At 43.7% G+C, this 11,891-nt stretch carries 13 protein-coding genes and 1 pseudogene; 6 read left to right on the top strand and 8 right to left on the bottom strand.

Going from position 1 to position 11,891, the window contains the following annotated elements; all coding sequences use genetic code 11:
• Positions 1 to 44: 44 nt before the first annotated feature.
• The 6 genes and pseudogenes from HGO26_RS08560 to HGO26_RS08535 all read right to left on the bottom strand — a co-directional run bounded on the left by HGO26_RS08560 (position 45) and on the right by HGO26_RS08535 (position 6,159).
• Positions 45 to 593, bottom strand: coding sequence for a nuclear transport factor 2 family protein (locus HGO26_RS08560; protein WP_168824558.1), 549 nt, complete (start codon positions 591 to 593; stop codon positions 45 to 47).
• A 23-nt stretch (positions 594 to 616) separates the two neighbouring features.
• A complete protein-coding gene (locus HGO26_RS08555) occupies positions 617 to 1,441 on the bottom strand; it encodes a M90 family metallopeptidase (protein ID WP_168824556.1) in 825 nt (274 codons plus the stop codon).
• Positions 1,442 to 1,550: 109 nt separating this feature from the next.
• On the bottom strand, positions 1,551 to 3,290 hold the full coding sequence (locus HGO26_RS08550) for a GGDEF domain-containing protein (protein WP_168824554.1): 1,740 nt from the start codon (positions 3,288 to 3,290) through the stop codon (positions 1,551 to 1,553).
• Positions 3,277 to 4,680 (bottom strand): ABC transporter substrate-binding protein, encoded by a 1,404-nt coding sequence (locus HGO26_RS08545; protein WP_168824622.1) that lies wholly within the window; start codon positions 4,678 to 4,680, stop codon positions 3,277 to 3,279. The genes HGO26_RS08550 and HGO26_RS08545 overlap by 14 nt, the downstream gene beginning before the upstream one ends.
• Before the next feature lie 249 nt (positions 4,681 to 4,929).
• A pseudogene (locus HGO26_RS08540) lies at positions 4,930 to 5,393 on the bottom strand (CopG family transcriptional regulator).
• Positions 5,353 to 6,159 carry a division plane positioning ATPase MipZ gene (locus HGO26_RS08535; RefSeq protein ID WP_168824543.1) on the bottom strand — a complete coding sequence of 269 codons (807 nt, stop codon included), beginning with the start codon at positions 6,157 to 6,159 and terminating at the stop codon, positions 5,353 to 5,355. Before HGO26_RS08535 ends, HGO26_RS08540 begins: the two are co-directional and overlap by 41 nt.
• Positions 6,160 to 6,683: 524 nt before the next feature.
• On the opposite strand from HGO26_RS08535, the gene HGO26_RS08530 reads away from it, so the two are divergent.
• The 5 genes from HGO26_RS08530 (at position 6,684) to HGO26_RS08510 (ending at position 9,342) form a co-directional block, all read left to right on the top strand.
• Positions 6,684 to 7,154: a GNAT family N-acetyltransferase gene (locus HGO26_RS08530; protein ID WP_105251887.1), complete on the top strand. Its 471-nt coding sequence runs from the start codon at positions 6,684 to 6,686 to the stop codon at positions 7,152 to 7,154.
• Positions 7,155 to 7,305: 151 nt separating this feature from the next.
• The gene (locus tag HGO26_RS08525; RefSeq protein WP_006082494.1) at positions 7,306 to 7,515 is read left to right on the top strand and encodes a DUF3820 family protein; all 210 of its coding nucleotides are present in this window, start codon (positions 7,306 to 7,308) and stop codon (positions 7,513 to 7,515) included.
• Between the two features lie 125 nt (positions 7,516 to 7,640).
• Complete coding sequence (locus HGO26_RS08520; protein WP_006082493.1) at positions 7,641 to 7,943, top strand: hypothetical protein; 303 nt, start codon at positions 7,641 to 7,643, stop codon at positions 7,941 to 7,943.
• Positions 7,944 to 8,129: 186 nt separating this feature from the next.
• Entirely contained in the window at positions 8,130 to 8,651 is a 522-nt protein-coding gene (locus HGO26_RS08515) for a GNAT family N-acetyltransferase (protein ID WP_168824541.1), read from the top strand.
• A gap of 166 nt (positions 8,652 to 8,817) precedes the next feature.
• On the top strand, positions 8,818 to 9,342 hold the full coding sequence (locus tag HGO26_RS08510; protein ID WP_168824539.1) for a GNAT family N-acetyltransferase: 525 nt from the start codon (positions 8,818 to 8,820) through the stop codon (positions 9,340 to 9,342).
• A gap of 250 nt (positions 9,343 to 9,592) precedes the next feature.
• On the opposite strand, the gene HGO26_RS08505 is transcribed toward HGO26_RS08510, so the two are convergent.
• Positions 9,593 to 10,303, bottom strand: a complete 711-nt coding sequence (locus HGO26_RS08505) for a pirin family protein (RefSeq protein WP_168824537.1) — start codon at positions 10,301 to 10,303, stop codon at positions 9,593 to 9,595.
• Between the two features lie 13 nt (positions 10,304 to 10,316).
• A complete protein-coding gene (locus HGO26_RS08500; RefSeq protein ID WP_028761260.1) occupies positions 10,317 to 10,760 on the bottom strand; it encodes a DoxX family protein in 444 nt (147 codons plus the stop codon).
• A 183-nt stretch (positions 10,761 to 10,943) separates the two neighbouring features.
• Here HGO26_RS08500 and HGO26_RS08495 point away from each other — a divergent pair, with 183 nt between their 5' ends.
• On the top strand, positions 10,944 to 11,837 hold the full coding sequence (locus HGO26_RS08495; RefSeq protein ID WP_168824535.1) for a LysR family transcriptional regulator: 894 nt from the start codon (positions 10,944 to 10,946) through the stop codon (positions 11,835 to 11,837).
• Positions 11,838 to 11,891: the final 54 nt, after the last annotated feature.

Below are 11,891 nucleotides of genomic sequence, written 5' to 3'. Positions count from 1 at the left end.
TTCGAAATTGCACTCTTTCAAACCGTATTTTTGGAAGTGCTGCTCTATTGTTTGTTTACGGCTTTAATCTCGGCAGTTATTTGCTTGGCTACCTCATTAGGAATGGGAAAGCTTAAATGGTATTGCGCTATTTCCCAGTTGCCATTGGTTTTGATTAAAGTGCCTGTTCCTCGACTGACGCCATAGGCTGGACTATTTAATAACTCGTCAAACAATATGACATTGCCGTGTTGGATTAAATGACGCTCAGTTAAATCATAGCGCCAACCTTTTGTAGGGCGGGAGTAACGTTCAAATTCCGCCATTCCCCAGCGCTCACTCGCATCCGTGCCAATAAAAATGCCGTCTTTTCGGTACAGGGCAAAATATTTATCCCAATTGGCATCGCTTGAATATTGGTTGAGTAAATCTAATACGTGAGCCGCCGCTTGTTGATCAGGATTCGAAGTCGTTTGAGCGCTTTGTTTTGGCGAGTCCTGTGCCTGTACGCTTACATTAAGGCCGCCAAGCATTAACGCGCTGAGCAGTAACCCCAAGGTAGCGCGATGAATATTGGAACCTTTAACTGAGAATGCATGAGTGTCTTTGAGCATTTGCGTGCCTCTACTTTTATGGGTTAATGCCAGTTTATCGGATCGAGTTGATAAAAGCGGCTCAGTTCCCGATACAAGTCTGGGTGTTGTTGGTAAAAATCCCCAGGTTTCTCAAAAAAGACTTCGGTGATGACGGCAAAAAACTCAGCGGGATTAGTCGCACCATAATAATTAAATAATGAGGGCATGCCAAAATTTGCACTGTGTTGTAATTGGGTAAATTCCCTACTTAGCACTTCAGACCAAGTGCTGTAGTCGGCAAAATGCTGCAGAATGGGTGCGCCATTGGCTTGGCCATCTTCTTGATCGAGCTGATGGGCAAACTCATGGATTACGACATTATTACCATCATGGGGATCTGCGGCGCCGTCTAGAGTATTTCTCCATGAGAGCACAACTTTACCGTATTCCCATGATTCCCCTGCTAGCACATTGCGTTGTTCCCACACGATACCGCTAATGTCTTTATGTTGATTATTGACGATAAAGGCATCGGGATAGACCAAAATCTGTTTCAGTTTGGGGTAAAAGTCGGTTTTACGATTGAGTAGCAGTAGACATGCTTGGGCCGCGATTGTGACTCTTACTTCATCCGTGATCTCAAAATTATCGCAGCCGATAAAGACTTTTTCATCGATGAAAATTTGGATATGCCGTTTGAGTTGCAGTTGTAGATCTGCGGGTAGAGCATGGAAGTAAGGCAGTCTTTTTTTGAGAATGCTGCGCCATTCTTTTGGAAAAGGTTTCATCGTGACTCGTCGACGATGTAAGGTCTTGCGCCAACGACTCGACAGTAGCCAGATAATTGCGCCAATTCCTAGGATAAGCGTGATAACAATAGCGAGCATACTTCCCTGACTTTATCCTGATTAACTTAGTATTAGCTAATGGGGGTGAAGTCAGCGTAACTCAATCCTCTGGTGAAAAAAGAAACTGAACAGTTGCCGCATTTTATGGTTAGGAATAGCGAACTGGTTGGTTTAGTCGTGTCTCTGTACGATTGCGACCTGTTAGTTTGGCGTGATAGAGAGCCTCATCAGCTTGATTAATTAAGCTATTCGTATCCATAGGTTGTGATCGCTCCCAGCAAGTAATACCAGCGCTGATGGTCAGTATGCCGTCATGGGGGGAGTCTTCATGTGGTATTTTTAAACTGATGATTTTATTGCGTAATATTTCAGCAAAATGATATGCCTCCTCGAGATTGCTCGATGGCAGTACTATCATGAACTCCTCTCCGCCATAGCGGGCAAGCATGTAAGTGGGTTGTTTCAAGATCGATTTGGTGGCATTAACGATTGTCTTAAGACATTGATCGCCTGCGACATGACCATACCTGTCGTTAAATTGTTTAAAATTATCAATATCAAACAGAATTATACCTAGGGGCATGTTGTGGTCTCTTGCATACTCTAATTCTTTTTGGAGTTGTAAATCTAAATAGCGGCGATTATAGCAGCCAGTTAATCCGTCGGTTTCGGCCATGCCTTTAACCTGAGCTGCGTAGCTTTTTAATGTCTCTAAGGAGCTCACCATTTGCTGGAGCTCTAGGTTATCAGTGACAGGCATTCTGGCGTCGAGTTTTTCATTGGCAATGGCATTCATTGCATCTCGAGTCGCCATGACAGGCTTGATGATTCCCTTAGTGATAAAGTGCCAACTGGTGAGCCAGATGAAGAAGCAATATAAGATGCCACTGCAGAAAATCAATACGATAAATGCGGTGCTATCGTTTTTAAGTTCGCGGCCTGTTTGCTGAATTTCATTTTCAACTTGGTTAACGAGATCCTGCGTATAGGTCGCAACGATTTGTGCGGCATCAGCTTGGTATTCTAAATGCGCATTGGCGATATGAGTGCTTCTAATCGCTTTGCGAGAAAGTTCAAAGAGATTGTCTTCACCGACCATGGTCTGTTTTATTTGTGATAACAAATTCAAATATAAGTTTTTATCGCCACCGATACTATCAAGCATAGCCTCCATGCTTAACAGCAGTCGCATAGCATCTCTTTGGGTTTGGTTTAGTTCAACCAGATTGTCGATGATATTCACTTGAGTTAACTGGGTAAATAAGTGTTCTCCTAGATGACTAAATAAAGATAGCTGCTGATTGGTATTGATATTTAAAGCAATCTGGTCAACGTTTTTCAGCTTAAGCTGACGTTCAGAGTCCGTATTGATACGCTGAAATTGGGTTTGCATTTCATCGCTAAATCCCGACGCCATTGACGTTAAGTTGGCTTGAATATTGGCTGCCTGTGAATTGGCTTGTAAGGCAGTATCGGTTAACGTGTTGAGTAATGGCAGTTGTTGTAAGTAATACAGTTGAGTATCTAAGGCGTAATTTAATTCTTGCTTATTGACTGTAGAAGTTTCTATCGAGGCCAGTAGTCGTGAGTCATTGATGAGTAATTCCCATTGTGCGGAAAGTTCGCCTAACAGGCTAGTTCTTTGTTTTTCATCATAATAATTATTCAAGCGTGCAGTAATGATTTGTAGTTTTTCACTGTTTTTTGCCAGTTGCAGCGCAGTGGTGACTTTTACCACATCTACCCCGACTAAGTGTTCAATTTCTGATTTTAGTTGCTGTGACAGTAGTATGGCGACAACACCATTTAATAGCGCCATGCCCACTATGATATAGAAGGCTGAGGTTATTTTTTGTTTCAAACTTTTCAGTGGTTTAGTGCTTGGCATTATTTTCTTTGTCAATAGCAGGTACCTCTCCATAGGTATTTTGGAGGTGTTTTATCTCTGCACTTAATTTAATGAAAATATCTTCACTGTTAGCGGGTCTGCGGCTTGCGCTAAAACAGGCGTGGCTGAGTTCAGGGTAAATTTGTCCCATGGCAGTACTGGTGAAATGCCCAAAGGATAAGACCTTAGTAGACCAAAACATATTGGCTATGTGGCTTGCCTCAAATGCGCCAGCTATGCCTCTTAAAGATTCATCTTTAAATTCTGGGGCTGTTACTACATCCATACGACAGGGATTACCCCCCCCCATAGCATAGGCATGTTGTGCCTCATAGGTGCCCATATATTTGAGCAGCCAATAGGCAGCTTGAGGGTTTTTGCTGTCGTAGCTAACGGCAAAGGCATAAGCGCCATTGTAGGGATAACCGCCAGGCACTTGGCTTACGGCTAGACGCGCGCCGAGAATGTTCTGTTCAACTTTAAAGGATTTATACCACAGATTATTGTAGGCAAAAGGCCACATTGCCGCTTGACCTGTCGCAATAGCATTAGCTGCTTCATTGAAAGCAAACTGCTCGTTAGCGGGAACTGCATAGGGCATTAATTCGCGATATTGTTTGGCCGCTTCAATGGCTTCATGGTTGATGGTAGGCACTTCAAAATGGGAGATCTGTTTCTGGCTGTTATAGACGGGCTGCATCCAAGTGCCACCTAAGCTCCAAATCATGCTAGAGAATTCATCGTTAATATGGGGCTTATCACCCGACATTAGCGCTAGACCGTAAAAGTCATGAGTCAGTATTTTATCCGCCAATATAGTGCCTGCTTTACGAGTGAAGAACTGAGCTTGATTTCGTAACTCTGTTAAGGTTTTTGCTGGTGCGAGTGGATAGCCAAACTGACGCAGAAAGTGAGCTTTTTCAGTTTTATTATCAAAGAGATCTGCTCGATAATGATTTCCCATAACATAATTGTTATAGGGAATAGCATGGATTTCACCTTGATAGGACAAGATGTTAAGTAGCGATGGGTAATAGGGTTCTAGGTATTTCTCCATGGCCTTTTCGCCATCGGGATCGTAAAGTTTAGCGAGTTCAATTAAGGGCACTGTATAACCATTGGCAGCCCATTCTTTAGCCCAGCCCGCTTCCATTGTAAGTAAATCGTATTTGCCTGAACCTTGAAGTAAATTCTGGGTCTGTAAGTTAAACATATCCTCTAATTCAGTACTGACCACCTGCACTTTTACGCCGGTTTTTGCGGTGAATTTAGGCAACATTTCTTGGGTTAAATAGTCGGTCCAAAATCCTTTTTCAGCGACCAAAGTGATAGGTGTTTTGTTTGTTAGCGGCGGGATTTGTGCCAATGAAAATTCTGCGTAACAGGGCATCATTATCGCTGCGGTTAAACAAAGAAAAATAAATCTGATACGGTTTAACAAAAATAACACCTTAATGTTACGTATTGACTCTGAGTTAATATCATTAATTCAGCATTATGTATATTTAAGGATAGGTGGGATCAGAACTTATGCCGCAATTTTATGATGGTTTTTATTGTGTTTTTTACTTTTTGAGCAAAAAGCCGGTAACTCGATCTTAGCTAAGTTACCGGAAAAGGGTGGGAGTAGTGTGAATCGTTAACGGTTTTGGCGTTGTTGTTCTCGTAATTGCCTCAAGGCAATAGGTAGGTCGAAGTGTTGTTCAATCAAGAGTCGGAGCAGCTTTGATTTGGATATAGTGCTTTCTTCTGCCAGTGTAGCAAGATGGGTTATAGCCGCTTCACTGAGGGAAAATGTTGCTTTGCGATAGTGTGTTTTAGTTTCTACTTTTGCCGGGAATAATACGTCTGTTTCTAGGCTTTGGTTGTGTAAGCTCAACATATTGGAATGGCTCTGGGCCATGTCAGTTGTGATGTGATTTGCCTGTGAGCCTGTGTTTTTGTGACAGTTGCATCTGCTTTATGATCTAGATTGCTTTTTATCTTATTCAGACTTTGTCCCATTGCGTACAAGTTTGCCGCCTCAATAAACTCATCTAACGAAAGCGAGTGCTGTAAGTTGCTAGATGACATAGCGTTTTTCTTGAGATCGCTGAGTCCCATTTTGCCCCCTTCGTTGAGTGGTCGTGTGAGTGGATTGAGTTTGATTGGTCAAATGATGATGCATTTGACTCACCCCCTGAGCGTGTATCGCGGGATGTAGGAGATTGGCTAAGCTGGCAGCACAATCGACTTGGAATAGTTCGCAGGCGATAGTGCGAATTTCTTCGGCTGCTTTTCCTGTGGGCTCGATTTCAATTACCGATAATCCTGATTCTTCACTGTCATCATAAACATTGCGACAGTAAGTTATCGCGTCAAGGACATGGATATCATAGGTTTTACAGACTTCTTTGGCCTCCAAAATTCGGTTAGCTTGATTGGGTAGACTTGGACATTGGGTGATCACAAAAGAAGCCCGTAACTTGGGATTAATCATCTTACACGTCGCGACGATATCGTCCATATGACATACGGTTTTTAAATCGCGGCGCTTAGGTCTTAAGGGCATTAAAATGTAAGAGGCGACAGACATGGTTGCTCGTAGCGCTAGGTTATCTTGCCCACCGCAGTCGACTATGACTACATCATAGTGTTGCTCAAGACTGAGTAAGTCATTACGGATCTTACCGTAAAGCTGCACGCAATTGATGCTGGCAAGTTGCGGATTGTTGTTTCTTGCATGGATCCAATCAGAGGTAGTGCGCTGGGGATCGCAGTCCACCATAATGACCGAGGCGCTACATTCTGTGGTTAGAAATACAGCTATATTTTGGGCCAAGCAACTTTTACCGCTGCCGCCTTTTTCTCCACCGATTAAGACTATCATGACGCATTCCTTAATTCTTTTGATGACCCTTGTGCAGCGAGTTGATGAGTTTGGAGCTATCCGCATTGATGTCCGAAATCGAATGTAAACCTAATGTTAATCTCGGTCAATTGGCTGATTTTTGACGCTTTTAAATTAAATTGTCGTAGGCGTTTTTCTGTCAGTATCTGGTCATATGCCGTTAATTTGACAAAAAAGATGAGACGAGGGATTTATAAAAATGTTTTTATCTTATTGGTTTTACATTGTTTTATCTGTTATCCGTCAGTTAAAAGGGTTGTTTGTGGTGATCGGTAACTGTGCATAGGACTTAGGGTGTAGTTTTTTATTTCTTTCTTGGTATAAATGTTAATTTTATATTTCTAAATGTTATTGGCTGATCTGAGTAAATTATCAGCTTCTCAGTCGAAAGTGGTCTTGTTTGGTGAGGCACTTGTCATCAAACTGCCAAATGCTGGCTTTATCATCTCTATAGACTGACGTCTAAATCGCTTGAAATTTCAACCATGGAGAAGGGATGCCAAATGGATATCAAAACTATTATGCCTATTAAGTTTGAACTCGTTGAAACTGCACCGTTATTTCATGAACTACTTAATCTGCGGGCCACAGTTGGCCTCCCTTCTATTGGCGTTGAACTTGCGGATGTACAGGCATTGTTCTGGGTCTCTATTCGATTAAGTGACAAGACTGAATTGGAACATGCAGGCGCTGGGGCCGCTAAGTCTAATCTATTGGCAACGGCGTGTGTTTATGGCAACAAGCCCGGGCATTTGATGATTGAAGATTTTATTGTCTTACCCGAATACCAATCCTACGGGCTAGCAAAGATAATACTTGAGCGGGTGATGGCCTTTGTTGATGACCATGCGAGTGCGGGAACTTGTGTCAGTATGACCGCCCATGGTGAGCATGAGCGCTTATGTAGTGAATATGGTTTTCAGTATGCTCCCTGCGCTAATTTAGGGCCTAATCTGTTAAAAATTATCGCTTAATATTCGTGTGAGAATGCCTTTTAGGTGTTAGCTAGCGCGTATTTAAGCCCTTGGGTATATAGTTACTTTTGTGTAGTTAACGGCGACATTCGTTCGCTTATGTTGTAGCATCCGTAGGATTATCGTGACGTTCTGCATGAGATAACAACCTATGGATCAGCAACTCCTTATTGATGCTGTTAATCAAAAAATGCCCTTTGGTAAGTACGCTGGACGTAAGTTGCTCGAATTACCCGAACCTTATCTGGTGTGGTTCCATAAGCAAGGTTTTCCTCAAGGGAAACTTGGTGAGCAATTAGCGCTAATGTACGAAATCAAACTTAATGGCTTAGAAGGCATGCTAAAACCGCTGTTGAAATGAGTTCCCTTCTTTTAAGAAAAATACTGCTTTTGCGATAAGTGTTGTATTTCGTGATAGAGATTAGCGATTTATTGTTTTTAGCGTGCTTTAATGCAGCATATTAGCAAAACAAAAGGAACGCAGGCATGATGGCAAAATGGGTAAAATTAGCGGCAGTAGCGACTTTAGCGTTAGGCATGTCAAGTGCTTGGGCTCAGGGTGTCACCCACGAAGGTACTGTTGTTGATACGATGAACGGTGGTGGTTACACCTACGTACAGATTAAAGAAGCTGATACCACTTTTTGGGCCGCGGGTCCTCAAACTGAAGTGAGCAAAGGCGATAAAGTGGCTGTGGTTGAGCAAATGTGGATGAACGAATTCACCAGCAAAACCTTGAACCGCACCTTTGATAAACTGTTATTTGTTGGTCAAATCGATAAGAAATAGTCAGCAGTATTGAGTGCGCTAACCTGAGCGCCTCTGTAATTCAACGGCTTCGATACTTTCGAGGCCGTTTTTGTTTTTAGCGTTCAATGCCGCTAAATCTGAGTTTGTGACTATCTCGATGGGGACAAAGGCGGCAAAATAGCGGCTATTTTTCTAGCCGTTATTACTCAGTAGGGGATCACTCAAGTGATGGCGTTTGAACAGTTCGAGATCCAGCCTTATCAATCATGTTATGCACGTGAAGTGAGTGAGTTATTTCACCTTTGCGTGCACAGCATTACCCATGTTCGTTATTCGCAGGCGCAGCTTATGGCTTGGTCTGCGGCGCCAAGATCGGCTAAACATTGGCATTTACGGTTAAGCCGCTCGAAGGCGTGGGTGGTTTTAGCCATAGATGAAGCGACTGCTTCTTCAGTTTGTTGCGGTTTTATCAATGTCGAAACCCATTTCCCCCGCCAAGGTTACTTAGATAGTTTATATATACATCCAGATTATCAAGGGCAGGGATTAGGTGAGCGCGCTTATCTTGTTTTAGAAGCTTGGGCTAAGGCACAAGGCTATGTGCGCTTGAGCTTGGACGCATCTTATCTCTCTAAAGGGTTGTTTACTCGGATGGGATTTATTCAAATACAGCGCAGTTATCAGCAAAAACTTGGGCAAGTGATCCCCAGTTTCTATATGGAAAAGAATATAGGAAAGAATATTTAACGCGCGTTTATTATGGTTTCAGCTAGAAAGTGATGTAAGGTATTCCACAGTAAAACATTAGCTTAACGCCGTTTAGTGACACTATTTAACTTAATCAGCACTGTTTAGCTTAAATTAGAATTCGGTTAATCTAAGTCAATTAATGATTCAAGATGGAGGGCAGAGAATGAAGATTCGACTATTTACGCCATCGGATGTCTCGCAGTTGGCGGCAATCTTTGAGGCGAGTGTAATGCAAGGCTCTGGCGAGTTTTACTCCTTCGCCGAACGCTCCGCATGGGCTTATATCGAAGGTGAGACCCGCAGCGAGAGTTATTGGCTTGAACGCTTACAGGGAACCACTATTTGGGTTGCCGAAACCGATAATATGCTGGTGGGTTTTATCAATCTTAAGATAGGCGCCGACAGTGATGTTGAAGCCGCTGCCGAAGTGGAATGCTTGTTTGTTCATCCAGAATATGCCCGTTCTGGGGTGGCTACCTCTTTGTATTTTGCGTTGTTTGAAGAAGTTAAAATCTTAGCGCTGAAACGATTAACGGTTGAAGCATCCTATCTCGCGCGACCTTTTTTTGAGAAACAGGGATTTCGCAGTATTCGTCGTAATGAACATAAGCGTTTTTTGAATGCGACGGATAAAGCACAGGACCAAGCTCAAGTGTTGGTTAACTTCAGCATGACGCTCGCCCTCTAACTCAGCTTATCAAGGTGCTGATCTGGTTAGCTAAACGAAGCCGTTAGCACGGCTTTATCACATCGCCTTATCGCATCGCCATAGAAGCGCCAATAAAAAACACTGCCAAAGATGACTTGTGGCAGTGCTTCTAGGTGAGTGCTTATTAAGCTGGCATCTAATCACTTACTCAATCGTTTGCTTGGTAGTTTGCTAATCACTAATAAATAGTGAAGCCGCATTATTTAATCGCTTTGTTAAATCATTTGTATTACGCGTTAGGCGACAAGTCGAACACTAATGCGGTAACTGGGCCGCTTGTTGCAGTAAAGTCGACACTCGCGAGTTGTGTCAGATGTGCGCCGTCCCCAGCCGTGAGTGTTGTGCCATTGATATCCAACGTACCTTCAATCAATTGAACATACAGATGACGATTTGCTTGAGCGGCGCTTCTGTCCATCGTTACTTTTTCGCCTTCACTCAACACTAAACGATATAGGGTCGCATCCTGTTGCACTTTGAGCGTGCCATTTTCACCGTTTGGTGTCACCACGGCCGTCAGTGGTGAGCTTTGCTCGAATGCCTTTTGCTGATAACCCGCATCTATGCCTAAAGTATCTGGGCGGATCCAAATCTGTAAAAAGTGCAGCGGCTCAGTTTTAGAGGCATTAAACTCGCTGTGGTAAATGCCTTTACCTGCGGACATCAATTGAAACTCTCCTGCGGGTAAGGTTTTGATATTGCCGAAGCTATCCTTGTGAGCGATAGTGCCGGATATCACGTAACTGATGATCTCCATGTCTTTATGACCATGGGTATCAAAACCTGCGCCGTGTGCCACTCTGTCATCGTTGATGACTCTTAGGGATGATATCCCCATGTGCTCTGGGTCATAATAGCTAGAGAAAGAGAAGGTATGTTGACTCTTTAGCCAGCCTAAGTCTGCTTGACCGCGATCTTGTGCTTTTCTTAATGTGATCATCTTGCTTTCCCCTTTATTTGATGCGGTTAGCGAATAGGTTATCTACAGCGAATTTGCCAGCACCAGATACCGTCAATGAGACTGTGGCTGCTAATAGGGCGAGACCAAATTCGTAACCGTTATTGGCAAGGAACAGACCGTTGCCTATATGTACCGAGAAAATCGCCACAACCATAGTGAATGACAATACGAGGGCCGTTGGGCGAGTCAGCAGGCCGAGCAATAGGAACAGGCCGCCGAAGAATTCACTTGAACCTGCCATCAATGCCATTAAGTAACCTGGTGTCAAACCAATGGATGCCATCCATTGTCCGGTGCCTTCTAAGCCGTAACCGCCAAACCAGCCAAACAGTTTTTGTGAACCATGGGCGATTAAGATGATCCCGATAGGAATGCGCAGTGCCAGTGGGGCAAAACTCGGGGCTGATTTCAGTGTTTTTGTGATCAGTGCTTTCATGGGATATTCCTCATTTCAAATTATTTAACGAATAGTTAAGGGTATTGTTCACTCAGTCTTAAGTCAGTTTGGCTGCAGTTCCGAAGAACTTCTCCATTGCTAAGCAGTGTAGACTTGACCTTTGGCAAAGAAAATCGGAACATTTTCAATGTCTATTTCAAATAATTTGAATATAAGGTTTATATGTTGCCATCTATTAGTCTCGATGGATTAATCGTGCTCGATGCCATTGATAAGAAAGGCAGTTTTTCCGCAGCGGCCGAGTCCTTGTTTCGGGTGCCGTCGGCACTGACCTACACAGTGCAGAAACTGGAAAGCGATTTAGGCACAAAATTATTTGAACGTAAGGGCCAGCGCGCCGAGCTGACCTTAGTCGGTCAACTTGTGCTGCGCCAAGGCCGAGAAATCCTTGCGGCAACATCAAGGCTCGAAGAGGCGGTGCGTCAACTCGAGACAGGCTGGGAGTCTTCATTGACCTTAGCTATAGATACAGTGGTGCCGGATTTACCCCTGCTGCAGTTGATTGGTGAGTTTACTGAGCTGGGTAAGCAAGTGACTGTGAATATCAGCGAAGAGTCCTTAGGTGGTGGCTGGGATGCGCTCTATTCTGGCCGTGCCGATATCGCTATCGGCGTAACAGGGGAGTTGCCCAAAGGCCAATATCATGTGGTTGAAATTGGGGAGTTGGAGTTTGTATTTGCTTTAAATCCCGCGCACCCATTGGCGCAACATGCAGGTCCAATTCCGACCGAGGCATTGCTGCAATTTCCTTCTATTGTGGTAGCAGATAGTTCGACTGCCCTAGCACAGCGATCAAGTGGTTTATTTGATAGTCGCCAAGTGATCCGTGTGCCGAATATGCAGACCAAAATTAAGGCGCAGCAATTGGGATTAGGTGTGGGTTACATTCCAAAGCACTTGATCTTAGATGCGTTGGCGGCGGGAAGCCTAGTGGCTTGTCATGTGGAAATGCCGCGCCCAACGCAAGCTGTGTTTATGGCATGGCGTAAATATGCTGAAGGCAAGGCGCAGGATTGGTTTACTGCGCGTTTACCGCAATGTGATTGGCAATTTTAAGCTCAGGTTTGTTTAGTGCTTTGTAAGTTGCCACTCACTTTGCTCCTCACAGCA

It is taken from the genome of Shewanella oncorhynchi, assembly GCF_012584455.1.
Lineage (GTDB): Bacteria > Pseudomonadota > Gammaproteobacteria > Enterobacterales > Shewanellaceae > Shewanella > Shewanella oncorhynchi.
Note: the sequence above shows the minus strand (reverse complement) of the source record. Positions and strands in the feature narration are given on the sequence as shown.

Coding starts and splice junctions, on each gene's coding strand:
- HGO26_RS08560 (WP_168824558.1), bottom strand. CDS start 593: ATGCTCAAAGACACTCATGCATTCTCAGTTAAAGGTTCCAATATTCAT.
- HGO26_RS08555 (WP_168824556.1), bottom strand. CDS start 1,441: ATGCTCGCTATTGTTATCACGCTTATCCTAGGAATTGGCGCAATTATC.
- HGO26_RS08550 (WP_168824554.1), bottom strand. CDS start 3,290: ATGCCAAGCACTAAACCACTGAAAAGTTTGAAACAAAAAATAACCTCA.
- HGO26_RS08545 (WP_168824622.1), bottom strand. CDS start 4,680: ATGCCCTGTTACGCAGAATTTTCATTGGCACAAATCCCGCCGCTAACA.
- HGO26_RS08535 (WP_168824543.1), bottom strand. CDS start 6,159: ATGATAGTCTTAATCGGTGGAGAAAAAGGCGGCAGCGGTAAAAGTTGC.
- HGO26_RS08530 (WP_105251887.1), top strand. CDS start 6,684: ATGGATATCAAAACTATTATGCCTATTAAGTTTGAACTCGTTGAAACT.
- HGO26_RS08525 (WP_006082494.1), top strand. CDS start 7,306: ATGGATCAGCAACTCCTTATTGATGCTGTTAATCAAAAAATGCCCTTT.
- HGO26_RS08520 (WP_006082493.1), top strand. CDS start 7,641: ATGATGGCAAAATGGGTAAAATTAGCGGCAGTAGCGACTTTAGCGTTA.
- HGO26_RS08510 (WP_168824539.1), top strand. CDS start 8,818: ATGAAGATTCGACTATTTACGCCATCGGATGTCTCGCAGTTGGCGGCA.
- HGO26_RS08505 (WP_168824537.1), bottom strand. CDS start 10,303: ATGATCACATTAAGAAAAGCACAAGATCGCGGTCAAGCAGACTTAGGC.
- HGO26_RS08500 (WP_028761260.1), bottom strand. CDS start 10,760: ATGAAAGCACTGATCACAAAAACACTGAAATCAGCCCCGAGTTTTGCC.
- HGO26_RS08495 (WP_168824535.1), top strand. CDS start 10,944: ATGTTGCCATCTATTAGTCTCGATGGATTAATCGTGCTCGATGCCATT.